Genomic DNA, 26,410 nt, shown 5'->3' with positions numbered 1-26,410 from the left:
AATTACCTCACTGAGTTTTTTCAGCCGCGAGTTTTTGCACCCAAGGGCGATGACTCTCTTTGCTGATAATTTCGTTACGGAAGCGCACCATCGTTACCGCGCCAAAGAAGAACGCAAAACCAAAAATGTTTAGCAGCAACGGCCAAAGCATATTGGATGAGATGGATGGTTTTTCAAATTTAGTGATTGTCGCGCCTTGGTGAAGCGTATTCCACCACTCAACAGAGAAGTGGATAATCGGTAGGTTGACCACACCAACGATTGCCAAAATACCCGCCGCTTTTGCCGCTGTCTTTTGATCGTCAAACGCGTGGTAAAGTGCAATAACACCAAGGTATAAGAATAGAAGAATAAGTTCAGAGGTTAGACGAGCATCCCATACCCACCAAGTGCCCCACATAGGTTTCCCCCAAACGGCACCCGTTAACAGAGCAATAAAGGTGAATACCGCACCAATAGGCGCCATGGCCAGTGCTGCCATGTCAGATAGACGTACTTGCCAAACCAAGCCGATAAATGCAGCTATAGCCATCGACATGTACACGCCCATAGACCAAATAGCCGAAGGTACGTGGATGTAAATGATTCGGAAACTATCGCCTTGCTGGTAATCCGAAGGTGCAAATGCGAGCCCCCAGACGGTACCAACCGATAGGCATACGAGGGCCAATACAGAAAACCAAGGAAGAAACTTACCGCTCAGGTGATAAGCTGCTTCTGGCTTGGCATAAGGATGTAGCCATTTCCACATGTTAAGTTCTCACTCTTACTTCAGGGACACTGTCCAGAGGGTCGAGACCGTAGCAGTGCTTTAATAATAATTCTTTGATCAAACGTCGCTAAACGCGCACTTTACTGAGTTAGTTAACACTAACTCTCAATGCTGCGCTGATGGCGAATGGTGTGAGAGTGACAGCCCCCATCAACATTGCGCCTAAAATCGCTAATTGCCCGTTATACGCCATACCCAGTGCTGCGGCATCAATCGCGGACGTAGCGAAAATTAAAATTGGGATGTAAAGCGGGAGAATTAGCAAACTTAAAAGAACGCCGCCTTTTTGTAACCCAACAGTCAATGCTACACCAATAGCACCGATAAAACTCAACGTCGGTGTACCGATGACCAATGTCAGTACAACAGACAGCCAAGTATTAAAATCAAGAGATAATAGAATCGCCAACAATGGACTGATTAAGATCAGAGGTAATCCCGTTAACAACCAGTGAGCTATGACCTTGGAAATCACAACAAGTTGCAGTGGGATCGGCATTAGCATCATTTGCTCAAGCGCACCATCTTGATAATCATCACGGAATAGACGTTCTAATGATAATAAGGCGGATAGCAACGCAGCAACCCAAACAATGCCTGCTGCAATACGTGCTAACAAATTAGGCTCTGGACCGATGCTAAGAGGGAAAAGTGTGATAACAATGATGAAAAACCACAAAGGGTTCAAGATGTCTGCTTGACGGCGAAATGCAATCAAAAGCTCGCGGCGGATAATGGTCGACATTGCCGAAATCATATTAGTCACCCAGTTTTATTTTTCTAAGTTTCGGGCTGTCTGCAAACATATCTTGGTGTGTCGTTAAAATCACAATGCCACCATTGTCTGCATGATTTGCAAACAACGATTCAAGCACCTTCACACCTTGCTTATCGATTGCAGTTAACGGTTCGTCCAAAATCCATAAAATTTGATTACTTAGCCACAGTCTTGCCAATGCAACGCGACGCTGCTGTCCTGCAGAAAGTTGTGCTACAGGCACATCTTCTCTGCCTGCAAGACCCACTTGGGTTAAAGCAGCAAAGATTTCTTCATCTGAGGAACGATTATTATGGATAGATTGGTAAAAGCGTAGGTTTTCAAACGCAGTAAGTTCGCGTTTAACGCCAGTTTGATGCCCTAGGAACAAAAGGTCCTGATGGAAAACATCACGATACTTTTCAACCTCTTCGCCTTTCCATTTGATGATGCCTTCTTCTCTGTCCCCTAACCCTGTCACAATACGCAGCAATGTGGTTTTGCCTGTACCGTTACGTCCTTCAATCTGGACCAACTCTCCAGGTTTAATTTCGAATTGCAGGTTTTCAAACAGGACCCTGTCATCACGGATCGCAGTTAGGTTAGAGACTTCTAACATAGGGCTTCAACTAAAAAATGAACGAGTCGCTATATTAGCACAGCTTAGTTGTGACAAAACAGGATAAGAAAGCGATGATGTATGTAAGTTCGTGAGTTTTTGTTAACTTATAGTCACATTTTAATAAAAATAACCATAAGTGATTATAAGTTTTTATTTTAAAAATAAAAAAAGAAGCCGAGGCTTCTTTTTTCATTCTTTATCGACGTCGTCCACGAGGTGGGTATGTCGGATCATCTGATGGTTGACCGCTAAGTGGAGGGATCTTCTCTTGACCTGCCAGTTTTTTCTGCAGAGAAAGCATCAATTCTGCTTCTGCTTTTGGCAATTCACACTCTTCAATCAACTCATTGATGTCAGCGCCAAGTTGAACCATTTTAGAAGCACGGCTGTACAAACGACCATCTGTATCTGCGTGCTCAAGTTCACGAATGCGCTCATTAAGATGTTGAATCACATCTTGTTGCTCAGTGACCTTTTGACCTAAACCAACGACCACTGAACGCACTTCCAACAATTGCTTGTTTAGCTTTTGCACTTCTTTTTCTGCGTGACGTGCTTGCGCACGCTGCTGGTCCATTTGCTTTTGCAGACCCGCACGAACGCGAATTTGCAACAAAAGCAAAATCAAGAAGGCAAATGCTAGACCGCCCACTAAGAGCGGTAAAGATAGGAAGGTTTCGTCAGCCATGATTCATCAGCCAATTATAGGTGAGCCATCTCATCCCATTCGTCATCAGTTAGCAGCTTGTTCAGATCAACAAGAATAAGTAGCTTGCCATCACGGTTGCTTACACCCTGGATGAATTTCGCGCTTTCGTCCGTACCTACAGAAGGCGTAGTGTCGATCTCAGAAGAACGTAGGTAAACAACTTCAGCGACGCTATCTACTAAGATACCGATAACTTGACGCTCAGACTCAATCACGATGATGCGAGTGTTGTCAGTAACTTCACCTTCCATCAAACCAAAACGTGAACGTGTATCGATAACCGTTACGACATTACCACGTAGGTTGATAATACCCAGTACGTAATCTGGCGCACCTGGAACCGGAGCGATTTCTGTGTAGCGAAGAACTTCGCGAACTTGCATTACATTAATGCCGTACGTTTCTTCTTCTAGTTGGAACGTCACCCACTGAAGAACTTCGTCGTTCGATGTATCTTTCTTCACTTCTACTTCAAAAGCTTGAGACATAGTTAATCCTCGTAATTGTCGTTCCCGACCAAAAATCTAATTCAGTGATTTTACATCTAAACCAGCGTTTAGCATGTCTATAAGTGCTTGGACATGAATTAAAGCACACATTTTTTCTTTCACCATGCCCGCTAGCCAAGGGCGCTTACCTGCTTGTTCACGCCAACGGACTTTGTCGATATTGAGAGTCTCAGTACCCATTAATTGGTTACTTGCCAACCCCCACATGCTTTCACCAAGCATAACGACGTATTGGTAGTTATCTTTGTACTCTTCGTCATGAAGCTTATCAGCCATCACCCACCTCGCAGTGTCGACAACATCAAATTGTTGCTCACGACTGGTTTGCAAACCTAGGTACCATGCAGGACGACCAATCAAATGGTTCAGTTCCGTAATTTGATGGATACCACCGAGCTCATCAAGTGGAACGGCAAATGTCACACCATTAACATCAAAGTACAGCACCTGAAAATCTTCGCTACGTTGCGTGCTTTCCCAAGTGTTTGGCAACAGTGAGCCTGTTTCCGTTTCCAGTTCGGCTTCTGTCTCAATGTGCTGTTCGACTTCCACATCGGCTTCAACGTCAACTTCAGGCTCAAACGCTTCAGTTTCAGGTTGAGTCCAAACTGGTTCTGGCTGCTCGGTCTCAACAGCAGGAATCAATTCTTCTTCGATATCCCACTCTTGAATTTCATCCACGGCAACTGCCGCAGCTTCGATTTCAATTTCTGGTTCGATTGATTTAGCTTCGGCTGCGATATCAATCGTGTTTTGATCCAAAATGTCATCGATATCCAACTCTGCCACTACATTGGTGGATTCCAGCTGGCTTAACAATCGTTGAACGTCTTCCAAATTAGGCGCTTCTAACTCAGGTGAGTAAGTATCGCTGTATTGGTACGACTCTGGTTCCGCGTATTGTATTTGTAATTTTGGCTCTGGCTCTGGCTCTGGCTCTGGCTCTGGCTCTGGCTCTGGCTCTGGCTCTGCAGATGATAGTTCTTGAACGAGTAAGTCAAGCTCTTCTTCTTGCTCAATGACCTCGACCTCTTCGCCAAGCAATGCGCTGAAGTAATCATCGAGCGCCTGTTCACTGGAAAGTACGTCGTTATTGCTCATCGAACGCCAACCTCTCCAAGTAAATCAGCAGTTGCTTGTAAGCAAACACACCACGACTACCAGAAGCAAAGTGTGATGCTGGTAAATGCTTTAAGCTTGCATCACGGAATTTCGTGTCAATCGGCACCGCAGAAGTCCATACCTGATTCGGATAATCTTTCTTAAGCTGAGTCAGTGTCTGCAACGAAGCTCTTGTGCGCTTATCGTACATGGTTGGTACGATCGTCACTTTAAAGCCACCTGGACGAGACTTCTGCATAATGGTCAAAGTGCGCATCATACGCTCAAGACCTTTCATCGCTAAGAACTCAGTTTGAACAGGGATAAGGATACGATCACTGGCTGCTAGCGCATTGACCATCATTACGCCAAGAATTGGCGGGCAGTCGATCAACACATAGTCATAATCTTCTGCTACGGCTTGAAGCGCTCGTTTTAAGATCAAGCCCATGCCGCTGCGGTTTCCCATCACGCGGTCAAGCGTTGCAAGTGACATATGTGCCGGGATGATGTCCATTCCTTCAAGTTCTGTCTCGACGATTAACGGCTTTACTGTCTCACGTGAAAACGTCTTCAATTGGAACAAATCAAACAAGCTCGACGTTACTGCATCCGGATCATAACCAAGGTAAGTCGTCAGTGACGCATGAGGGTCTGTATCAACCATCAATACACGATGACCTTTTTGGCTCAATAGCCCAGCCAACGTCACAGTTGATGTCGTTTTCCCTACCCCACCTTTTTGGTTAGCAACACTCCAAACGATCATGATCTTTCCTACGCTAAGCCCACTTCTACCAACATGCGTTCCGCAATGCGGTCGAGAGGTAAATCTTCTGTAGAGATGCCCGCTTTCGCAACCGCTTGTGGCATACCGTAAACCACACAACTATCTTCATCTTGAGCCCAAATTGTTGAGCCTGCTGATTTCAACATGCGTGCGCCTTCACGACCGTCAGCCCCCATACCTGTCAGTACCATCGACAATACTTTGTCACCGTATACTTTTGCAGCAGAGCCAAACGTAACATCCACACAAGGTTTGTAGTTCATGCGGTCGCCGCCATCGATAATGCGCAGACGAGCAGCACCTGCACGACCGTCGATCATCATTTGCTTACCGCCTGGCGCCAAATAGGCAACGCCAGCTTGCAATACATCACCATCTTGAGCTTCTTTTACTTGGATCTTACAAAGCGTATTTAAACGACTTGCAAAAGCAGCAGTAAAAGTAGCTGGCATATGTTGGATCAGCACAATTGGATGCGGATAGTTTACGGGTAAACGAGTCAGAATTTTTTGCAGAGCAACAGGACCACCAGTGGAAGTACCGATAGCTGTTAACTGATATTTCTTACCTGAAGCGCGGTATTTTGCTGCCACAGGGCGACTTGCAGTTGCTGCGACAGGCGCAGTATTGCGTGATGCTAATGGGCGAGTTGTTGAGCTCGGTGCAGTCGCAGCAGGTTTCGCCATTGGGCGACGCATAAATGCGCGCTTAGAAGCAATTTGAATGACACGTTGTTGGAGTAGCGATACCGCTTCATCACGGTTACGAGCAATATCTTCAAATTTCTTCGGTAAGAAGTCCAATGCACCAGCGTCTAGTGCGTCAAGCGTAGCCTTCGCCCCATCATGAGTCAGGGACGAAAACATTAGGATTGGCGTAGGAGACGTAGCCATAATTTCACGCACGGCAGTAATACCGTCCATGACTGGCATTTCAATATCCATAGTGATGACGTCAGGTTTTAGAGTTTTGGCTTTCTCAACCGCTTCTCTGCCATTAACCGCAACGTCTATCACTTCTAGGCGCGATTCTGAGTTGATGATTTCGCTAACGCGACGACGGAAAAAACTCGAATCATCAACGACTAGTACTTTAATCGCCATCTTATTCCTTTTTTCAACTCCAGCTTCGCTTAAATGCGCGAAGCTGCAGCGTATTGCTTAAGTAGATCTGGCACATCAAGAATCAATGCGATGTGACCGTCACTGGTAATCGTTGCACCTGCCATACCTGGCGTGCCTTGCAATAGGTTATCCAGTGGTTTGATAACCACTTCTTCTTGACCGATCAATGTATCCACCACAAAGCCGACACGTTGGCTACCAATTTGAACGATAACAACATGACCATGACCAATGCGCTCTTCTACACGTGGCGACTTAGAAGCTAACCAGTTTTGTAGGTAGAACAGTGGGATAGACTTATCACGTACGATAATGGTTAGTTGACCATCAACAACGTTGGTACGGCTAAGATCTAAGTGGAAGATTTCATTAACCGATGCAAGAGGCAGTGCGAACGGATGACCGCCAACACCAACCATTAGTGTTGGTAGGATCGCAAGCGTCAGTGGTACTTTGATGGTGATCTTAGTGCCTTTACCCAACTCTGAATCGATATCGATAGAACCGTTCAAGGTGTTGATCGCCGTCTTAACCACGTCCATACCTACACCACGACCAGAGATATCAGAAATCTTCTCTTTGCTCGAGAAGCCTGGTGCAAAAATGAGGTTGAAACACTCTTTATCCGATAAGCGTGCTGCTGCGTCTTCGTCCATCATGCCGCGTTTTACTGCGATACCACGGAGTTTATTTGGATCCATACCGCCGCCATCGTCAACGATAGCCAGTTCTATATGGTCACCTTCTTGCGATGCAGACAGAATCACTTTACCAGTACGAGATTTACCCGCTTTCGCGCGGTCGTCTGGCATTTCGATACCATGGTCAACCGAGTTACGCACCAAGTGGATCAATGGATCTGCAAGTGCTTCTACTAGGTTTTTATCAAGATCGGTTTCTTCACCGCGCATTTCAAGCACGATGTCTTTATTTAGGTTACGCGCCAAGTCACGAACAACGCGTGGGAAGCGACCAAACACTTTCTTGATTGGCTGCATACGCGTTTTCATTACCGCACCTTGAAGGTCTGCGGTAACAACATCTAGGTTTGCTACTGCTTTCGACATTTCTTCGTCGTTGCTATTTAAACCAAGACTTAGTAGACGGTTACGCACCAATACAAGCTCACCCACCATGTTCATGATGGTGTCTAGAGTTGAAGTATCAACACGCACTGTGGCTTCTGCTTGTGGTTTCTTAACCGCAGGCGCTGCTGCTTTTGCTTCTTCTTTTACTGCAACCGGTTTTGCTTCTGGCTTAGGTGCCGGAGCTGGCGCTGGAGAAGGCGCAGCCGCTACTGGAGCAGGCTGAGGTGCTGGAGCTGGAGCTGCTTTTGGCGCTTCAGGCGTAATATTTTCTGATGCTGGTTTAGTCGCAAAATCTAACTCTTCGATAGATGGACCTTTACCCGAACCATGTAATTCGTCGAGAAGTTTTTCAAACTCTTCATCGGTCATCAGATCGCCGTCAGTTGATGCTGACGCAGTAGGAGCAGCAGGCTCTGGCGCTTTAGGCGTTTCTACTGGTGCCACTTCTGATGCCGATGGGCTCTTACCTACGCCATGCAGCTCGTCAAGAAGACGTTCAAATTCATCATCAGTGATATCACCACTGTCTAATGAAGGTGCACTTACTGGCGTTGGAGCCACTGGTGCTGCTGGCGCAGATGCACCCGGAGCAGAACCTTTACCGTGTAACTCATCCAGCAGTTTCTCAAACTCGTCTTGAGTGATTTCATCAACAGAACCCACGCTAGAAGGTGCTGCTTCTACTGGCGCTGCTGGTTGTTCGATAACTGGCTCTGGAATAACTGGTTCTGGCTCAGCAACTGGCACTTCAACCGCCGCAACGACTTCGTCTTCAGACTCAGGTTTGCATAAACGATGAAGTTCTTCCAACAGTGCAGGATCGGCTGCATCCAGTGGTTCACGGTCTTGAACCGCTTGGAATTGATGGTTAACCGTATCAAGCGCTTTTAGCATGGTGTCCATCAAACTTGGCGTGACTGAACGCTGACCGTTTCGCAATACGTCGAACACGTTCTCAGCACCGTGACAAGTGTCAACCAGCTCTGCCAATGATAGGAAGCCTGCACCACCTTTTACAGTGTGAAAGCCGCGGAAAATCGCGTTTAGGAGATCTTTGTCTTCTGGATTATTTTCCAGTTCAACCAACTGCTCAGACAGCAGCTCAAGAATTTCCCCAGCCTCAATTAGAAAGTCCTGAAGAATATCTTCGTCTAAATCGTAGCTCATACGTTACCTTTAAAATCCAAGACTGGACAACAAGTCGTCGACTTCGTCCTGCGATGAAACCGCATCTTCCCTGAGTTCAGGGTGAAGAATCGGGCCTTCTGCTTCGCTTGATTGTTTAATCTTTTTATCTGACGGTTCTGGCAAAACTTGAGTCTGTTCTTCTGGTTTATTTCCAGAAAACACGGTCAAGATCTCAACCAGGCGATCTTCCACTTCATTGACAAGCGTGATCACGCGGCGAATGATTTGACCCGTTAAGTCTTGGAAGTCTTGTGCCATAAGAATTTCGGTCAGCTGACCGCGCAATTCAGTGCTATCGCCTTCGACTTGAACTAACAGCCCATCGATACGGTGGCAAAGTGCTTTGAAATCGCTTAATTCGATGCGTCCGTGCATGAGTTCGTTCCACTGAGGGCGAACTTGTTGAAGGCACTCATGCAGGTTGTCGGCGATAGGTAAGCAGCAATCAACCGCATCCATCGTTTTATTCGCTGCCAACTCAGTTTTATCAATCACGTATTGCAGACGGTCCCTTGCGTCCGGGATTTCCGCTTTCGCAATTTCTGTCATGCGTTGATCGATGTTGAAGTGCTTAAGTGAATCATGAAGGTCGCGGGTTAATGTTCCGATTTCTTTTAGCATCGGATTCCCATCGCTTTCATATATCGAGGCAACAAGCTCATTGGCTTGGTCCTGTTCCCCGTTTTCTAGCATCTGAACGAGCGACTTCGCCTGCTCTAGTGAGATCATCCTGAATAGACCCTTTTTTACGTTTAGTTCTTTCTTATCGCTTTTTAAACGTCAAGCGAGCCACCCTTTAGTAGTAGGTATTAGAAGTGATGACTCGATTAACAAAGAGAAAGAGAGAGTTATAAACGTTCGAAAATTTTATCTAATTTTTCTTTAAGCGTTGCAGCTGTAAATGGCTTAACGATGTAGCCGTTAACGCCTGCTTGCGCTGCTTCGATGATCTGCTCACGCTTTGCTTCCGCTGTGATCATTAGCACAGGCAAGTGCTTCAGTTCAGCGTCAGCACGGATGTGTTTCAGCAAGTCGATGCCTTGCATACCTGGCATGTTCCAGTCGGTTACAACAAAGTCGAAGTCACCTTTTTTCAGCATAGGTAATGCAGTTAAACCATCGTCCGCTTCTTGAGTGTTATTGAAACCCAAGTCACGAAGCAGGTTTTTAACAATACGGCGCATTGTTGAGAAATCATCAACAATAAGGATCTTCATGTTTTTATTCAAAATTGCCTCCACTGAATCGTAAAATCAGTGTGTTTAGTCATTTTGTGTCCACGCACTGAGCTTGGTGCGTAAACGTTGCATCGCTTGACTCAGTATTTGGCTTACGCGAGATTCGCTCACACCCAACACATCGCCAATCTCTTTCAAATTGAGTTCTTCGTCATAATAAAGCGAAAGTACTAAAGCTTCACGCTCTGGAAGCTGTTTTATTGATTCAACCAGTGCTTTTCTGAACGATTCATCAGCTACGCCCTTAAACGGGTTGCTGTCATCGGTCTCATCAGCCGGTGAAATCACATCATCAGAGACGCCTAAATCTTCAATTCCCACTAATTTTGAACAGTTTATATCGGTGAGAGCACTATGATATTGGTCTAGTGTCATACCAAGATGCGCTGCTACTTCAGCATCAGATGGGTCGCGATTTAGTACACCTTCCAGCTCTGCGATCGCTTGGTTAATTTCGCGATTGTTCTTATGAACAGAACGAGGTACCCAGTCGCCTTTGCGAATGTCATCTAACATTGCACCGCGAATACGGATACCCGCATACGTTTCAAAGCTCGCACCTTTAGAACCATCATAATTCTGCTGAGCTTCGATAAGACCGATCATGCCGGCCTGAATTAAATCCTCTACCTGAACACTCGGCGGTAAACGGCCTAACAGGTGGTGAGCAATACGCTTAACCAACACCGAGTAACGTTCAATGAACGCCTGCTGGCTATTAAATTTGCCATGTTGGTTATAGGTAATCGCTTTATTCACCAAAAGGGTCCTCTGCGAATTCAGTACGATTTAGCAACCTTTCCACAAAAAACTCTAGGTGTCCACTTGGTGTTTTAGGTAGTGGCCACGTTAGTGCTTTGTTCGCTAATGAGCTGATCGCTAAAGCCGCAGGAGAACGTGGGAATGCGTCCACAACGATCTTCTGTCTTTTCACGGCTTGACGTACTTTGTCATCCAATGGAATACATGCTACGAGTTCAAGGCTGACATTCAAGAAGCGCTCTGTGACTAGAGTCAACTTTGCGAATAATTCTCTGCCTTCACGGTAGCTTCTGACCATATTTGCAACAACTTTGAAGCGCTGAACCTGGTGTTCTTTACTCAACAGCTTGATTAATGCATATGCATCAGTGATTGAAGTTGGCTCATCGCAAACCACAACCACAACATCTTGAGCTGCTCGTGAAAAGCTAATCACCATGTCAGAAATGCCCGCAGCTGTATCAATCAACAGTACGTCCATTTCCTCTTCAAGACTACCAAATGCACGGATGAGTCCAGCATGTTGAGCGTGAGACAGCTCAGTCATGCTTTGTGTGCCAGAAGTTGCAGGGACTATCTTTATACCATAAGGGCCTTCAACAATCGCATCTTTTAGCTCACATTCACCCGCAAGGACATGCCCTAGGTTACGTTTTGAACGAATTCCGAGCATAACGTCCACATTAGCTAGACCTAAATCTGCGTCGAGAACCATCACTTTTTTGCCTTGGCGTGCCATGCAGATCGCCAGACCCAGTGTTACGTTTGATTTACCCACACCACCTTTGCCGCCAGTAACAGCGATTACTTTAGTCAATGATGGTTGTGTTAAGCGACGGAGGCCGCTTGCTTGATCGTGTATCATATTCTCAGTCATAGTAGTCCGCCGCCCTAGAGTCCTTCGTTATCACTATTCCAAAAGTGAGGTTCGTTCTCTGTCGACTTCTCTAACAGTTCATTTGCTTTCGCAATCATGTATTTTGGTTGTGCTATCACAATGTCTTCTGGTACGCGCTGACCGTTGGCAATGTATGCCACTGGCATCGCGTTCTGAATCACCACGCTGATGAATTCGCCTAGACTTAACGACTCGTCAAGCTTAGTCAAAATACAACCCGACAGCGGAATGCGTCGGAAGTGATCCAGAGTTTCCTGCAGAACTCGACGTTGTGCAGTAGCTGGCAAAACAAGGTAGCTGTGAATCACTTCTCCGCTTTCTTGCATTAAGGTATCGAGCTGCTCAGAGAGTCTTACGTCTCGTTGCCCCATCCCTGCCGTATCGACCAAAATCAGTCTTCTGTTTCGTAGCTGATATATAACATCGGCTAACTCGTTAGAATCTTTAGCAACTCTTACAGGACAACCCATAATTCTTCCATAAATTGAGAGCTGCTCATGTGCACCTATACGATATGTGTCCGTTGTCACAAGGGCAACATTATCGGCACCAAACTCCATTGCCGCACGTGCCGCTAACTTAGCCACCGTAGTCGTTTTACCCACTCCAGTTGGACCAAGTAATGCGACGACACCGCCACGCTTCAGAATGTCTTGTTTCGGAATGTTGATCTGATCCGCCACAAGAGACAGCAGTGCTTTCCACGCTCGCGCTGGTTTCGTATCTTCTGGAATGTAGCAAGCCATTTGGTCGGCAAGTTCAGGTGAAACACCCATACGCTCCAAACGCTTAATCAGCATTGCTCTTAATGGCTCGCGGCGTTCGACCTCTTGCCACATCAAACCCGACACTTGATGTTCCAACAAACGACGAATCGACGTCATCTCTTCACGCATGTTCTCTAGCTCATCGGCAGAGTCATCGCGTTCATCCGATGGACGGCGACGGTCATAGCGCGTTGGATCCAACTTAGGAGTTGGGCGGTCAAATCGGTTGTCTTGCGCAATCAGTTTCGCCAGTGGCGAGTCTGGTTGGTAAGGCGCAGGTTTCTCTTGGTTATAGCTTTCACGGTGCTTATTTTGGCGCTGCAGCAATGCGGACAAAGAATCTTCATTCTCTGCGACATGGTCATCTGACTCGGCTGCACCGCTGCTGTATTGCTTGAGCATGTTCGCGAAACGTTGCGTCATTGAGCCTGATTTATCTTTGTTCGCGTTTAGGCTAATTCTGTCATCATCTAAACGGCGATCTTGGAAACGCTCTGAAGCAGATGACGGCATTTGACGTTGTTCGCTATAACGATTTGATTGAGCTGCGCCACGGTTAGGAAGCGATTGCGCTTGTGAGGTTGGTGCTGCGTTAGACTCACCGTCAATCGCTGCAACGATCTCTACACCGCCCGCCACTTTCTTGTTCGACATGATCACCGCTTCTGCGCCAAGTTCTTCTTTCACTTGGAGCAACGCAGTTCGCATGTCTTTGGCAAAAAATCGTTTAATTTTCAAACTATGAATCCATTAATGATGCGAAGGGCTTAGTTGCCCACCGCTTGCACAATTCTGATCTGTTTCTCGTCCGGTATTTCTTGGTAAGACAGTACGCGGAGGTTAGGTATTGTGTTCTTAACGAACTTAGCCAGTGTTGAACGCAATACACCAGATGTCAGCAGAACCGCAGGTTCCCCTTTCAGTTCTTGCTCTTGTGTCGCTTGGCTCAGAGAGGACTGAAGTCGCTCTGCCAATCCCGGTTCGATACCAGCAGATTCGCCACCTGATGCCTGCATTGTTTGATGCAATATTTGTTCCAGTTCAGGTATAAGCGTTATCACTGGTAACTCTGGCTCTATACCATTGATTTCCTGAACAATTAGACGTTTCAAACTGATACGAACGGCAGCAGTCAAAATGTCAGGTTCTTGACTCTTGCTTGAGTACTCCGCCAAGGTTTGCACAATGGTTCGAATATCACGAATCGGAATGGCTTCGTTAAGTAAGTTTTGCAGTACTTTCACTACCACACCAAGCTGAAGTTGGTCTGGGACAAAATTCTCAACCAACTTAGGTGCACTGCGCCCTAGCATTTCCAATAGGTTCTGTACTTCTTCGTGACCAATCAATTGCGACGCGTTATTGGTAAGCAATTGGCTTAAATGCGTCGCTAGCACGGTTGAAGAGTCAACCACCGTGTAACCTAACGCTTGAGCATGTTCACGCTGCTCTTCACGAATCCAAACCGCTTCCAGACCAAATGCCGGGTCCATGGTTGGCTCACCTTCGATCATGCCGTAAACCTGTCCAGGGTTAATCGCCAGTTCTTGGTCTGGGCGAATTTCTGCCTCACCAACGGCAACTCCCATTAGCGTGATACGATAGCTATTAGGTGTCAGCTCAAGGTTGTCACGAATATGAACCGCAGGGATCAAGAAACCAAAATCTTGCGAAAGCTTCTTACGTACCCCTTTTACACGTTCTAGCAACTCACCGCCTTGGTCACGGTCAACCAAAGGAATCAAACGGTACCCAACTTCTAGACCGATGATATCGACGGGTTGCACATCATCCCAAGACAGTTCACGTTGAGAGATCGGCTCACTGCCATCTTCAGCTTTCGCTGGTAATGCTGGCTCTTTGGCTTTTTGTTTCTGTTTTTTGTCCAGCCAATAGGCACCACCACCCGCGATTGCCGCCAGTGACAAGAACGAGAAGTGCGGCATGCCCGGAACGATACCCATCACGCCAAGGATAGCAGCAGTAATCATCAATGCTTTTGGGTTGTCGAACATCTGAAAAATCAGCTGCTCACCCATATCTTCATCGGTATTTTGACGCGTTACCATCATCGCCGCAGCGATAGAAAGTAATAGCGATGGAATTTGCGCCACCAAGCCGTCACCAATGGTCAGCAAGGTATAGATTTGCATCGCTTCAGAGAAGCCCAAACCATATTGCGCCATACCAATCGACAGACCGCCAATAATGTTGATAAACAGGATTAAGATACCTGCAATCGCATCACCTTTTACGAATTTTGATGCACCATCCATTGAACCGTAAAAGTCGGCTTCTTTGGTAACTTCAAAACGGCGTAAACGCGCTTGGTCTTGGTCAATCAAACCGGCGTTCAAGTCCGCATCGATCGCCATCTGCTTACCCGGTAAGGCATCCAAGGTAAAGCGAGCACTTACCTCAGAAATACGACCAGCACCTTTGGTAACAACCATAAAGTTAATGATCATCAAGATGAGGAAGACCACAAGACCGACGGCGTAGTTACCACCGATAACTACGTTACCAAACGCTTCGATAACATTACCCGCAGCGTTACCCCCTTCATGACCATAAAGCAGTACCACACGAGTAGATGCAACGTTCAACGCCAGACGTAATAAGGTTGCAATAAGCAGCACCGTTGGGAAAGCCGCAAAGTCGAGTGGACGACGTGTGTAAACGGTCACTAACAACACCACCATGGCTAAGGCGATGTTAAAAGTGAAGAACAAATCCAACAGAAACGCTGGTATGGGTAGTACCACCATTGCAAGGGTGGCCAATACCATAACAGGCGCACCAATGGCAGGCATGGAGCGCTGTGGGATTCGTGGTAATTTATCTGCAAAAGGCAGGCTTAACTTCATACTGCGAGGTGTCTCAATCGGTCTGGAGCATCACGTTAGTACAAACATACTATTAGTATTACGCGACAGCTTTCGCCTAAAAGTTTAGGTATTGTTGTTGATTAGGGCGATATAAGCAATGTGTGTACCATGATTAACGCCAAAATAATGACTAGTTGCTCAAAGAAATTACAATCCTTTGATCTAATGTGAATTTTTGTCTAATCCATCAATGCAATTATTTTCATTAGTGGCGATGTTCAGGAGGGATAGGCAGGTCATAATCTTGAATCTTAGGTCGTTGACCGCCACGTTTGCGATACTGCTTAAGTTGGAACACAAACGCGAGCACTTGTGCTACGGCAGTAAACAGTCCATCTGGGATTTCTTGTTCCAACTCTGTGGTGTGGTAAAGCGCACGCGCCAAAGGTGGAGCAGGAACAATAGTAATGTCATGTTCGCGCGCCACTTCTCGAATCTTCATCGCCATATGGTCGGTACCTTTGGCGATCACTACAGGCGCACGGTCGGTTTTCTGTTTATAACGCAGTGCGACGGAAAAGTGCTCCGGGTTGGTAATGATAACGTCCGCCTGAGGGACATCAGCCATCATTCGACGCTGAGCCGCTTCTCGTTGCAGCATACGAATACGACCTTTGACCTCCGGTTTACCTTCGGTCTCTTTGTATTCGTCTTTGACTTCTTGCTTAGTCATTTTTAGTTGATCGGCGTGCTGCCAAATCTGAAACGGAATATCGATCGCAACAACGATAAGCAACGAGCAACTGATCAGTAAAATAAAGTTAAGCAAGATATCCAGCGCATGGAATATGTTCTGCGGATACACGTCCATACTAAGTTGAATCAAATCCGCTTGTGAGGCTTGGATGAGGTATATCGCCATTCCCGTCACAAGTGCGACTTTTAAGATGGACTTGATAAGCTCTACCCAACTCTGCATGCCCACCATACGCTTTAAGCCGCTAAGCGGGTTCATTTTGGAGAGTTTTGGCATCGCCGCTTCAGCAGAAAAGCTAATGCCCCCCACACCAGCCGCGCCAATCATAGCAGCAATAAACAAGGTAATGAGGATAAGAAAAAGCGGAAACAGCAGATCGCCCATCGCACCAAATGCAATATCGAACAACTTAGCCGTATCAAAAATCTCATCGCGTTTGAGATCAAATAAGCGGCTCATAATGGAAAACAACGAGCGTGCCAAAGACTCGCCAAACCACATTAAGGCGATAGCACCAACAATCAATACCGATGCTGATGCGAGCTCTTTAGACCGAGCAACCTGTCCCTTTTCTCTGGCTTGTTGTAACCGTCGGGGCGTGGCTTCTTCGGTGCGTTCTTGACCGTCTGACTCTGCCAATCCAGCCTCCTAGCAATCTAAGCGAATGAGGTTACAAATCTGCTCCTCACCCACTGCCCAGAACAATTCATAATGACTGTACAAACCCGCCAAAATGTACCAACAAAGCAATAAACCGACCATCAAGGCAAACGCAAAACCAAGCGAGAAGATATTCAACTGAGGCGCGGCACGGGTCATTACACCAAATGATAAGTTAATCGTAAGCAGCGCGATAATGCCGGACAACGACATACTCAAAGCGGTCTTAAACATGATGCCAAGCCAGCCCGCCATTTCGCGAAAATCCACCGCATTAAGCGAGCCAGAACCTATCGGCAAGGTTTTAAAACTGAACACCACCAGTTGCAGCATTTTCAAATGCCCATCGGTAGCAAGGAAGAACATGGTTGCTAAAAACATAAACAGCTGACCAAGCAAAGGTGTGTTTTGGCCGTTCGCTGGGTCGACCATGGACGCAAAACCCAAGCTCGATTGCATACCCAAGATCTGACCAAGTAGAACAAAGGTTTGAATCATAAACTGGGTCACCATGCCCATCGCAACACCAATTATGATTTGTTCCGCAATAGTCATGAAACCACGAAAAGAGAGCAGCTCAATATCCTGCGGCACAGCTGGAATCGCCGGAGCAACGGCAAAAGTGATCGCTAAACCTAGGTAGAGTCGAATTCGAGGCGAGACAAAACGTGCCCCTGTCACCGTCATCACCATCAACATGGCAAAGATACGTGTGTAGGGCCAGAAGTAATTCGCGATCCAGTCGAGGACTATATCGGTAGGATACTCCATATGCGCCTCTAGTAGAGCACCTGTGGAAGACGTTCAATCAGACCGAAGAAATATTCCATCAACATCTGCGTCATCCAGTGACCAAATAACATCAACGCCAATAAAGTCACAATCAAACGAGGTAAGAAACTCAACGTTTGTTCGTTGATAGAGGTTGCCGCTTGGAAAATCGCGACAACAAGACCGATAAGCAAGCTTGGGATAATAATGGCACAGACCATGATCAGCACCATCCAAAGTGCATCACGGAAAAGCTCGACAAACATTTCAGGAGTCATGTCTTACCCTCTTCTCTCTGTGCCAATCTAAAGGGCAAAACTGCCGGCGAGTGTCGACAATATCAGGTTCCACCCATCCACCAGCACAAACAGCATCAGCTTAAATGGTAGCGATACGATCATTGGTGATAGCATCATCATACCCATAGCCATCAACACCGACGCAACAACTAGGTCGATGATCAAGAATGGTAAGAACAGCATGAAACCAATTTGGAAAGCGGTCTTAAGCTCAGAAGTAATGAAAGCAGGAATCAACACCGCCATCGACACATCTTCTGGGTTTGTCACCTCTTCGCCAGACATATTGACGAAAGTTTCCAAATCTTTGATTCGAGTCTGCTTGAGCATGAACGCTTTCATCGGCACTTGAGCCGCATCAAAGGCTTCACGCGCCGTCACTTGTTCATTCAAATAAGGCTGAACCGCTTTATCGTTGATCTCATTTAACACCGGTGACATGACAAAAAAGGTAAGAAAGAGCGCAATACCGATGATGACTTGGTTGGAAGGCGTCTGTTGCAAACCCATGGCTTGCCGTAAGATCGACATCACGACCACAATGCGAGTGAACGAGGTCATCAAGATCACCATCGCTGGCAAGAAGCCAAGCATCGTCATCAACGCAAGGATTTGTAAGGTAACCGAGTAATCTTCGCTGCCATCGGCGTTGGTGGTCATAGTGAAAGCAGGAATACCGCCCCCATTGGTCACCGACATAGTGCGACTTGAGCCTGATTCACTTTCCATCGCTTTCACGGTCACGCTGTCACCTTGAGCGAGGTTAGCAGGTAGCGGCGACTCCTCTGCCTGAGCAAACGAAAGTGAAGAAAACAGCATTCCGACCATCAGCACAAACACGCTGAACATCAGGCGGATTGAATTATCCTTTGTCATGTTTTTTTATTAGCTGGCTGAACTGGCTAGCAAAAGCGCCGGTGGCCAACTCTTCCTCTTTCAGTGGCGTTTCAAGTTTGGCAAGCGTTTGAATGGATTGGCTAGTAATACCAACCAAGAACTGCTCTTCCCCTACTTGAACAACCGCAATTCGTTCTTTAGTACCAACCGGTAACTGGCTAATAATACGCAGCCCTTTTTGTTGACCCAATGCTGGTACTTGCATGCGTTTTAGCATCCAAGCGAGCAGAAGAATCACACCAATAACCAGCACCAAAGAGCCCAGTGTCGTCGCCAAATCTAAGTTGCTTGGCGCGGCAGCAAATGCATAAGGAGCACTTAGCATTAAGCCAAGTGCTCCCGTGATTTGCTTCAATCGAGTTTTGATTGAACTACTCATATTAGCGTAGCTTTTTAATGCGTTCAGTTTGGCTGATCACGTCAGTAAGACGAATACCAAACTTATCGTTGACGACCACGACTTCACCGTGAGCAATCAAAGTACCGTTAACCAATACATCGAGCGACTCACCAGCCAATCGGTCCAACTCCACAACCGAACCTTGGTTCAATTGCAATAGGTTACGGATGCTGATCTGCGAACGACCGACTTCCATCGAAATAGTCACGGGGATATCCATGATGGTGTCGAGTTTACGACGCTCATCATCAGAGATTGGGCTAGAGGTGTCTTTCAACTCTTCCAGTGGCGCTGCCAATACTTCATCAACATCAATTGAAGGCGCAGACGGGTCCTCGCCAAGAGCGGCTGCCCATTCGTCTGCTAGCTTTTGATCGTCACTCGGTTCCATTTTTCTGTCCTGTGTTAAACCTTACTTGCGCACTGTGAGCTTGCTTTGTCCCTGTTGTGTGAGTACTAGCAGCTGTTGCGACTTAGGGAGTAAGGATTTCTTAATCGTCTGTATCGTCGTCATTCTCAAGCTCAGACATAATGTCTTTACCTAAGAAGGCTAAATCGGTTTTCACTACGTGTGGGCGTTCAATTTCTTCAGAAACTTGCACCGCAAGCTTGTCGTCAGAGCGTCCCATCTTCACGCGGTAAGTCGGTAAATCTTCGATGAACATGGTCGCATGTTCTGGCATTTCAATCGGGATCACATCGCCCGGTTGCAACTCCATCAAGTCACGTAGGGAGATGTCTTTCTCAAGCAGATTGACGCGGAAGTTAACCGGACAATCCATGATCTCTTCACGCAGTGCAGAGCTCCAACGAACGTCGGTTTCCATCTTGTCAGATTGAACACCAGCATCGAGCAATTCTCGAATAGGCTCAACCATTGAGTACGGCATCACCACATGGAAGTCACCACCGCCGCCATCCACTTCAATATGGAATGAGCTTACGACAATCACTTCAGTCGGGCTGACAATGTTCGCCATGCTTGGGTTTACTTCTGAATCAAGGTACTCAAATTCCACCCCCATGACCGGCGACCACGCTTCTTTGTAGTCCTCGAAAACAATCTTCAATAGAAGTTGGATGATGCGACGTTCAGTTGGGGTAAATTCACGACCTTCAATTTTGGCGTGGAAGCGACCATCACCGCCAAAGAAGTTTTCTACCAAGATGAAGACTAAACGCGCTTCCATGGTGATCAATGCCGTACCTTTTAGTGGACGGAAACGCACCATGTTCAAACTGGTTGGAACGTACAGAGTATTTTGGTATTCACCAAACTTCATCATCTGTACGCCGTTAATCGAGACCTCAGCGGTTTTACGTAACATGTTAAACAGGCTGATACGCATGTGTCGTGCAAAACGCTCGTTGATAAGTTCGAGCGTCGGCATTCGACCACGTACAATCCTGTCTTGAGACGAGAAATCGAAATTGACGGCACCTTCGGTGTCGTTATCTATGGGTTCATCAACGTCATCGACATCGTCAACCCCATGCAGAAGCGCATCAATCTCGTCTTGGCTTAATAGATCGGTCACGTTTTACCTATTGAATCACAAAATCTGTAAACAGTACTTTTTCAATCACTGGCTTACCAACAGCAGCATTGAGTGCAGCTTTGATATCGTCAGAAGCGCGGTCACGCAGCTCAACACGTCCCGTAGGGGAACGAAGCTGCTCAACGGTTGCCGATGCAAAAGTTGACAACAATGAACTCTCAATCAACGGAGAGTGGTAACGAGCTAATTGCTCATTTTCACTGCCACGCACCATCAATTGCGCTTTGATTTGTACCAGTCTGTCACGACGGTCGCCCGTCACGTTAAAAATAAAGGGTTGCGCGATATTCACATAAGCGATCGGCTCAGCCGCTGTTTGCGCTTGTGCTTCCTCGGTCTGCTCCGCTTGCGCTGGCTCATCAGAGCCCATTAAGAAGAAAGCGGCGGCACCACCACCAACCAGCAAAACCACCACTGCGATAATGATGATCAGTAATTTACTTTTTCCTTTTGGCGCATCCGCACCTTGTAACTGTTCTTCTGCCATTACTGTCTCTTATTGTTCTGCTTTTTCTAGACCGCTATTTTATGCGTAAAAACTAATTCCATCACGCTTTGAAACGACATTCAAATCAAGATTCGTGTCGGCATCAAAGTTTTCATCTGACTGACCAGAAAATCCACGACCTTGCCCGCCTTGACCATTCTGTTCAGCATTTGCGTAACCACTTTGCTGCTGTCCACTGCTCTGCTGCTGTACAGAAGAATCCGCCAACTGCATACCTTGTTGTGCCAGCATCTCTCGAAGGCGTGGCATTGTCTGTTCGATCAAATCACGAGCCTGTGGATTCGCCACTGTAAAATGCACGTTAGCGAGATCGTTGTTCATTGTCATGCGAATTTGCATGCGCCCTAACTCAGGTGGGTCAAGACGAATATCGAGGTTTTTCAAGTTCTTCGACATCATCATTTGTACTTTTTCTGCCACCTGGTCATTAGCGAGCTCTTTGGTAAGCTGCAAAGGCAGTTGGGCTTGTTGAGCTGCATCCACTCGCGCTTGTTGCTGAGTCGTCACACCTTGTTGACCTGCTGCAGCTTGAAGTTGCCCCGCCAGTCCATGTTGTAGTTCTGACTTATCTTGTTTACTGCTTGCTCCTTTCAGCGCACCGGCTGCAAGGCTCGCGTTCATAACTTTCTTACTCAACTCTGCGCTTGATGTTGCGTGCGCGGTCGGATTCATGTTTGCAGTAACCAAAGCTTCTGGCATGGCTGACATAGCAGCTTTATCAACGTTGGTCGCCACGGCTGGCTGCGCAGTGGCATGTGCGACTGCGTGTTTAGCGTCCTGAGCAACAATATGATGTGCTTGCTGAGCCGCCACTGCTGATGCTGCAATACGAGTCGGAGTGTGGGCCACCTGATGCTCCACCATCGCAGCTTTAACATCACTTGGCAAGGCGACAAACTGAGCAAGATCTTGTTCTGGAATATCCGCAACTAACTCACCCGTTTTTAACCCTTCAATCACATCAATTTCTTGTTTTGAAAGTGGTTTACCTTGTGCCAGTTTGGTATCGATGATGTGTAACTCATCAAGCGTAATTCGTTTAACAGGTACCGCTTCTACGTCACCAGATAAGCCTTGTTGTAGTGCAGCCGAAGCGGTTAGTGCTTCAGCACCAGCAAATACTTCAGCGCCTTGCATTGTTTGAGGTTGCACGCCTTGCGCAACGACTTGACCATTCACTGCGGCTTGCGTAGTTGCATTCACCGTTGCTTCCGTATGGGCAGCTTGCGCACTAGGTGAATTCCAATCGATTTGCCCAGAAGCTTGAGCACTTGTTTGCTGTTGCACTAGGTTTGAGGCTTGTTGCTCAGTCATGTCTTTAGAAGCAACGACGACAGGCTTACCATTAGCATCGAATACGACCTTCTCATTACCAGTCGAAGAAACTGCTTCCCCTTGCTGGATAGACTTAGCAGCAAGAATCGCCTGCTGCTCAGGAGTGAGTGGTACACGTTGCGCCTTATCGTTCCCTGCTTGTGTAACATTAAGTTCTGGTGGCAAGGCTTTGCCGCTATCAACTGAAGACTCAGTAGGTTTAAGAGTCTGGTTGGCCTGTTCTATACGACCAAGAAGTTGCTCACCTTCTCCCATCGCGTTTTTTACATGAGCACTTTGAACTTGTTCTGTATCAGCAACTTTTGCGTTTTGAGTTTGGCTTGTCGTTGATGATGTCGCTGGAGCCGATACAGACTCAGACCCGTCTTCACTTTTCACAACATGCCCGTCTACCGACGAATTTACCGCAGCCACTTTTGCTGCCGAGCCTGGTTTTTCTGAATTGGCAGCTTGCTCATTATCTGCCCCCTCTGACGACTTCGTTGACTGATTATGTGTCAGCAGCGCATCGGTGGACTCTGACGATGTTGTTTTTTCACCGTCTGCCACGACTTTTTCTTGGCTCTCACCTTCTGAACTTACCGATGCTACCTTTGCAGCGTCATCTGTGGTTTCTGCCGAAGCTTCTGACGCATCAGGTTTTGCGACGGCTTTTTCTGATTTTTGTGAATCGGTAAACACCCCTGCTAAGGTTTCAAAAAAACCTTTGCTTTCAGGGTCTTCTGCAGCAACTTTATTCGAAGAATCGGAGACCGAGACCTTACTGGTTGCAGAAACATTAGATAAATTCACATTCATATAGAAACTCTCGTTATCGGCAGCGTTGAGCATGGCGCTGTCGGATTGCTCATTGGCGGCAAACTTGGGTCATGAGACCCGTTACTGTCGGTTAAACTGCAAAAATCACGCCAACCTATAGTGTGGAATTTCTGACGGAGTAAAGAAGGGATACGGATGGAACAAAGATCAAACTTGCCGTAAATCTAGTGACTTTATTAATTTGACTACAGAGTCGTTGAGGAGTAAATAAAAACCTCGCTCAACCTTTAAGGAATCGCTTTGAAAGTCACAGAATTACGCCAATACAAAATCAAAACTGGCAAAACAGAGCAATGGTTAACGTGGATGAAGGACGAATTACTTCCCTATCAACGCTCCAAAGGCATGCGCGTATTAAACACGTATGTTCATACAGGCGAAGATGGACATGACTACTTTGTTTGGCTGCGCGAATTTGACAGTGAACAAGCACGCCAAACACTTTACGCCGAAACCTACAACGAGTGGTGGATTCGAGAAATTCGACCAAAAGTGTTTGAGTTAATTGAGCAAGATTCCGTCAAAGTGACCTTGTTGGAATCGGTAGAAATGTAATCTACGCCAACATCGAGAGTAAGAACATTTAGAATCGTTGCGGTTTCCGGCTGTACAGTAAGGTAGAAAACTCATCCATCTGCTTTTGTTCGCGCTTGGCTTCCGCAATTTGCTTTTCCTTCTCGCGCTTTTCGATCATCCACTCATAAGACATACGCTCTTTACGCATGTTTAACCAGTAATCTTGGCAGTTAACCACCTGTTCTTTAAAGTGGCTTTCGGCTTGCTTTTGTTTGGAAAGCGTTTCATCAAGCTGGGTTAAAAAGCGATTCAAGTGACCGTATTGGCTCGCAGTGAGTCCTGCCATACCACGATCTACCAGTTGCTGGCAGTAATCTAAACGGTACTTTTCAATCTGCTCAACTTGGCGGTAATAATCTTCTAGCTCTGTGCGGGCTTTATTGAGCGCTAATACTGCTTGGTCTTCGCGCTCTTTTGCCTGATCAAGTAGGAACTCCATGGCGTTATTCATGCGCTATTACCCACCCAAGATGCTCTTCAACATATTGACACACATGTCATAAGGCACAGACTCTTTCATGCGTTGCTGCAAGTATTCATCTAGTTTTGGCTTGAGGGTAAACGCGCCATCGATAGCAGGATCAGTACCCGGTTTGTAAGCGCCAATCGATACCAGATCTTGGTTCTTACGGCAAATCGACAACACCTGACGGACCGCTTTCGACATCAATACATGCTCTTCAGTGGTGATTTGCGGCATAACACGACTCACCGATTTCTCAACATCAATGGCTGGATAATGACCTGCATCCGCCATTTCACGAGACAACACAATGTGACCATCTAGGATCGCACGTGATGCATCGGCGATCGGATCTTGCAGATCGTCACCTTCGGTCAAAACAGTAAAGAAAGCGGTAATTGATCCTTGATCATCACCACCATTACCAGCGCGTTCCACCAGCGCTGGCAGTTTAGCAAATACCGAAGGCGGATAACCTTTGGTTGCAGGCGGCTCACCCACAGACAATGCAATCTCACGCTGTGCTTGAGCAAAACGCGTCAGAGAGTCCATTAGTAGGAGAACATCTAGTCCTTGGTCACGGAAGTATTCGGCAATCGTCAGTGCCGTTTGACAGCCTTTCAAACGCATCAAAGGAGAAGCATCGGCAGGTGCAGCCACCACCACAGAACGGCGGCGTCCATCTTCACCCAAAATCTCTTCGATGAATTCTTTTACTTCGCGTCCACGTTCACCAATCAGACCAACGACAACGACTTGTGCTGTCGTGCCTCGCGTCATCATACCGAGTGTGACCGATTTACCAACACCCGAACCAGCAAACAGACCGATACGTTGGCCTTTACCTACGGTCAACAAACCGTTAATGGCTTTTAAGCCGACATCAAGCGGCTCAGAAATAGGTTTACGTGCTAGGGGGTTTATTGGTTCGGCATTGAACGAAGCTCGATGCTCCGTGTAAAGAGGACCAAGACCATCAAGTGGGTTACCCACACCATCAATCACACGCCCAAGCAGTTCCATTCCGACAGGCAAACCGGCTTCACTGGTTAAGGGCGTCACTTTCGCGCCCGGTAAAATGCCCGTGATTTGCTCACTCGGCATTAAGAAAAGGTTATCACCAGAAAAGCCCACGACCTCTGCTTCCATATGACCGGACATGGTCTCGACTAGACACAAACTACCAATCGGAGCACGACAGCCTGTCGCCTCTAAGGTCAAGCCTACAACGCGAACGAGCTTACCTGAAGCAACTGGGCGCGTGGTTAGCCCTTCGATTTTGTAGTTTTTTAAACGGTCGGCCAAGGCTTGCATGAATTACTCGCCCCCTTGATGGCGGTTTGCGCCACAGAAGCTGTTCAACACACTTTTCACGCGTTCTTCCATACGATAGTTGATGCTCGATTCGCCAGCAGCAATCTGTACGTCGCCACGGTTTAATGACGGCTCAGCCACCAAAGTCCAGTTACGACAATCAAGTTCTTCTTCACCGTATGCAGAGCGAATGATCGCAACATCATCAGGGTTCAGGTGCAAGGTGATTGGGTGACCAGAAATTGGAAGTGCTTCAACTGACTGCTTTACGGTATCGAGAATAATTTGAGGGTTGGTTTGCACTTCCACGTGCACCACTTCTTTAACTAGGCATAGCACCATGTCGACCAATTGTTTTTCAACCTGAGCATTCATCAACTCCAAAGGTTGAGCGAACTGGTTTGCCAAGTTCATAAAGGTTTCCACTTGCTGCTGGATATATTCTTGTCCAGCCGTTACACCTTCGGCTTTGCCCAGTTCCAGACCTTCTGCATGACCAGCTTGAACGCCTTCTTCTTTACCTTTGTCGTAACCTTGCTTAAAACCCGCTTCTTGACCTTGATAGAGACCTTCTTGATAAGCGCCTTGCTTGATCAGTTCAATTTGTTCTTCTGTCAGTTCAAGCGCTTGTTCTTCTTCCGGTTCGTCAAAGTTTGGTACCCAACTCGGATCGTAGTTAAACGCAGTTTGCTTGGCTTGCTTTGCTTTTGGCTCGCCATAATCAGGCAAGCCCCAGCGCTGAGGTTCGATCATCGCATCGTCTTCATCAGGACGGATAAATCCACGTTTTCTATCGCCAGCCATGCTTAACCTACAATCTGTTTATGTTGAAACTTATGTTGAAAATAAAGTGCGTTATTTAAGGAAGTGCTTGCTCCTTTTCTCCCCAGCTTGAAGGA

28 protein-coding genes are annotated in these 26,410 nt (G+C 46.8%); 1 reads left to right on the top strand and 27 read right to left on the bottom strand.

The features are described from left to right. Positions 1–7: 7 nt before the first annotated feature. The 24 genes from AACR11_RS14010 to AACR11_RS13895 all read right to left on the bottom strand — a co-directional run bounded on the left by AACR11_RS14010 (position 8) and on the right by AACR11_RS13895 (position 23,137). A complete protein-coding gene (locus AACR11_RS14010) occupies positions 8–751 on the bottom strand; it encodes a heme ABC transporter permease (RefSeq protein WP_005447972.1) in 744 nt (247 codons plus the stop codon). 109 nt (positions 752–860) lie between these two features. Next, on the bottom strand, positions 861–1,529 hold the full coding sequence (ccmB, locus tag AACR11_RS14005; RefSeq protein ID WP_005447970.1) for a heme exporter protein CcmB: 669 nt from the start codon (positions 1,527–1,529) through the stop codon (positions 861–863). A 1-nt stretch (position 1,530) separates the two neighbouring features. Next, positions 1,531–2,148 carry a cytochrome c biogenesis heme-transporting ATPase CcmA gene (gene ccmA, locus AACR11_RS14000; protein WP_029790281.1) on the bottom strand — a complete coding sequence of 206 codons (618 nt, stop codon included), beginning with the start codon at positions 2,146–2,148 and terminating at the stop codon, positions 1,531–1,533. A 199-nt stretch (positions 2,149–2,347) separates the two neighbouring features. Further along, positions 2,348–2,839 (bottom strand): DUF2802 domain-containing protein, encoded by a 492-nt coding sequence (locus tag AACR11_RS13995; RefSeq protein ID WP_005447967.1) that lies wholly within the window; start codon positions 2,837–2,839, stop codon positions 2,348–2,350. A gap of 14 nt (positions 2,840–2,853) precedes the next feature. Then, on the bottom strand, positions 2,854–3,348 hold the full coding sequence (locus AACR11_RS13990; RefSeq protein WP_005438733.1) for a chemotaxis protein CheW: 495 nt from the start codon (positions 3,346–3,348) through the stop codon (positions 2,854–2,856). Positions 3,349–3,384: 36 nt separating this feature from the next. After that, entirely contained in the window at positions 3,385–4,470 is a 1,086-nt protein-coding gene (locus AACR11_RS13985) for a chemotaxis protein CheW (RefSeq protein ID WP_079324798.1), read from the bottom strand. Then, on the bottom strand, positions 4,460–5,239 hold the full coding sequence (locus AACR11_RS13980) for a ParA family protein (protein WP_005448395.1): 780 nt from the start codon (positions 5,237–5,239) through the stop codon (positions 4,460–4,462). The genes AACR11_RS13985 and AACR11_RS13980 overlap by 11 nt, the downstream gene beginning before the upstream one ends. 8 nt (positions 5,240–5,247) lie before the next feature. Next, positions 5,248–6,363, bottom strand: a complete 1,116-nt coding sequence (locus AACR11_RS13975) for a protein-glutamate methylesterase/protein-glutamine glutaminase (protein WP_029790279.1) — start codon at positions 6,361–6,363, stop codon at positions 5,248–5,250. Positions 6,364–6,392: 29 nt separating this feature from the next. Continuing rightward, complete coding sequence (locus AACR11_RS13970; RefSeq protein WP_029790278.1) at positions 6,393–8,639, bottom strand: chemotaxis protein CheA; 2,247 nt, start codon at positions 8,637–8,639, stop codon at positions 6,393–6,395. Positions 8,640–8,648: 9 nt separating this feature from the next. Beyond that, a complete protein-coding gene (locus AACR11_RS13965; RefSeq protein WP_005448392.1) occupies positions 8,649–9,389 on the bottom strand; it encodes a protein phosphatase CheZ in 741 nt (246 codons plus the stop codon). Positions 9,390–9,508: 119 nt separating this feature from the next. Continuing rightward, on the bottom strand, positions 9,509–9,877 hold the full coding sequence (gene cheY / locus AACR11_RS13960) for a chemotaxis response regulator CheY (RefSeq protein WP_017635949.1): 369 nt from the start codon (positions 9,875–9,877) through the stop codon (positions 9,509–9,511). A 45-nt stretch (positions 9,878–9,922) separates the two neighbouring features. Continuing rightward, positions 9,923–10,657 (bottom strand): RNA polymerase sigma factor FliA, encoded by a 735-nt coding sequence (locus AACR11_RS13955; RefSeq protein ID WP_005448391.1) that lies wholly within the window; start codon positions 10,655–10,657, stop codon positions 9,923–9,925. Further along, complete coding sequence (locus AACR11_RS13950) at positions 10,650–11,537, bottom strand: MinD/ParA family protein (RefSeq protein WP_009696006.1); 888 nt, start codon at positions 11,535–11,537, stop codon at positions 10,650–10,652. Before AACR11_RS13950 ends, AACR11_RS13955 begins: the two co-directional genes overlap by 8 nt. Before the next feature lie 14 nt (positions 11,538–11,551). Continuing rightward, positions 11,552–13,063 (bottom strand): flagellar biosynthesis protein FlhF, encoded by a 1,512-nt coding sequence (flhF, locus tag AACR11_RS13945; RefSeq protein WP_005448389.1) that lies wholly within the window; start codon positions 13,061–13,063, stop codon positions 11,552–11,554. Between the two features lie 29 nt (positions 13,064–13,092). Continuing rightward, a complete protein-coding gene (gene flhA / locus AACR11_RS13940) occupies positions 13,093–15,192 on the bottom strand; it encodes a flagellar biosynthesis protein FlhA (RefSeq protein WP_005448388.1) in 2,100 nt (699 codons plus the stop codon). A 226-nt stretch (positions 15,193–15,418) separates the two neighbouring features. After that, entirely contained in the window at positions 15,419–16,549 is a 1,131-nt protein-coding gene (gene flhB / locus AACR11_RS13935; protein WP_005448387.1) for a flagellar biosynthesis protein FlhB, read from the bottom strand. A 9-nt stretch (positions 16,550–16,558) separates the two neighbouring features. Further along, positions 16,559–17,341 carry a flagellar biosynthetic protein FliR gene (gene fliR / locus AACR11_RS13930; RefSeq protein WP_079324796.1) on the bottom strand — a complete coding sequence of 261 codons (783 nt, stop codon included), beginning with the start codon at positions 17,339–17,341 and terminating at the stop codon, positions 16,559–16,561. Positions 17,342–17,349: 8 nt separating this feature from the next. Further along, complete coding sequence (fliQ, locus tag AACR11_RS13925; RefSeq protein ID WP_005433008.1) at positions 17,350–17,619, bottom strand: flagellar biosynthesis protein FliQ; 270 nt, start codon at positions 17,617–17,619, stop codon at positions 17,350–17,352. A gap of 27 nt (positions 17,620–17,646) precedes the next feature. Continuing rightward, a complete protein-coding gene (gene fliP / locus AACR11_RS13920; protein ID WP_017817802.1) occupies positions 17,647–18,516 on the bottom strand; it encodes a flagellar type III secretion system pore protein FliP in 870 nt (289 codons plus the stop codon). Next, on the bottom strand, positions 18,503–18,916 hold the full coding sequence (fliO, locus tag AACR11_RS13915) for a flagellar biosynthetic protein FliO (RefSeq protein ID WP_005448379.1): 414 nt from the start codon (positions 18,914–18,916) through the stop codon (positions 18,503–18,505). The genes fliP and fliO overlap by 14 nt, the downstream gene beginning before the upstream one ends. A 1-nt stretch (position 18,917) precedes the next feature. Then, on the bottom strand, positions 18,918–19,328 hold the full coding sequence (gene fliN / locus AACR11_RS13910; RefSeq protein ID WP_005448377.1) for a flagellar motor switch protein FliN: 411 nt from the start codon (positions 19,326–19,328) through the stop codon (positions 18,918–18,920). A gap of 100 nt (positions 19,329–19,428) precedes the next feature. Next, positions 19,429–20,475 carry a flagellar motor switch protein FliM gene (fliM, locus tag AACR11_RS13905; protein ID WP_005448375.1) on the bottom strand — a complete coding sequence of 349 codons (1,047 nt, stop codon included), beginning with the start codon at positions 20,473–20,475 and terminating at the stop codon, positions 19,429–19,431. Positions 20,476–20,482: 7 nt separating this feature from the next. Next, positions 20,483–20,983, bottom strand: coding sequence for a flagellar basal body-associated protein FliL (gene fliL / locus AACR11_RS13900; protein ID WP_029790275.1), 501 nt, complete (start codon positions 20,981–20,983; stop codon positions 20,483–20,485). Between the two features lie 39 nt (positions 20,984–21,022). Further along, positions 21,023–23,137, bottom strand: a complete 2,115-nt coding sequence (locus tag AACR11_RS13895) for a flagellar hook-length control protein FliK (RefSeq protein WP_079324806.1) — start codon at positions 23,135–23,137, stop codon at positions 21,023–21,025. A gap of 261 nt (positions 23,138–23,398) precedes the next feature. Between AACR11_RS13895 and AACR11_RS13890 the strand changes: the two genes are divergently transcribed. Continuing rightward, a complete protein-coding gene (locus AACR11_RS13890) occupies positions 23,399–23,713 on the top strand; it encodes an NIPSNAP family protein (RefSeq protein ID WP_029790273.1) in 315 nt (104 codons plus the stop codon). 28 nt (positions 23,714–23,741) lie between these two features. Here the strand turns inward: AACR11_RS13890 and fliJ are convergent, their stop codons facing one another. From fliJ to fliH, 3 genes are read right to left on the bottom strand one after another with little or no spacing between them, the layout of a single operon-like run. Continuing rightward, on the bottom strand, positions 23,742–24,185 hold the full coding sequence (gene fliJ, locus AACR11_RS13885) for a flagellar export protein FliJ (RefSeq protein WP_005448369.1): 444 nt from the start codon (positions 24,183–24,185) through the stop codon (positions 23,742–23,744). 6 nt (positions 24,186–24,191) lie between these two features. Further along, entirely contained in the window at positions 24,192–25,511 is a 1,320-nt protein-coding gene (gene fliI, locus AACR11_RS13880; RefSeq protein ID WP_005448368.1) for a flagellar protein export ATPase FliI, read from the bottom strand. A gap of 3 nt (positions 25,512–25,514) precedes the next feature. Further along, positions 25,515–26,315 (bottom strand): flagellar assembly protein FliH, encoded by an 801-nt coding sequence (fliH, locus tag AACR11_RS13875; RefSeq protein ID WP_005448367.1) that lies wholly within the window; start codon positions 26,313–26,315, stop codon positions 25,515–25,517. Between the last annotated feature and the right edge of the window lie 95 nt (positions 26,316–26,410).

The organism is Vibrio sp. L85 (assembly GCF_963871815.1).
Taxonomy (GTDB): Bacteria; Pseudomonadota; Gammaproteobacteria; order Enterobacterales; family Vibrionaceae; genus Vibrio; species Vibrio harveyi.
The sequence above is the reverse complement of the archived record's forward strand: the minus strand, read 5'-3'. Positions and strand labels throughout refer to the sequence as shown.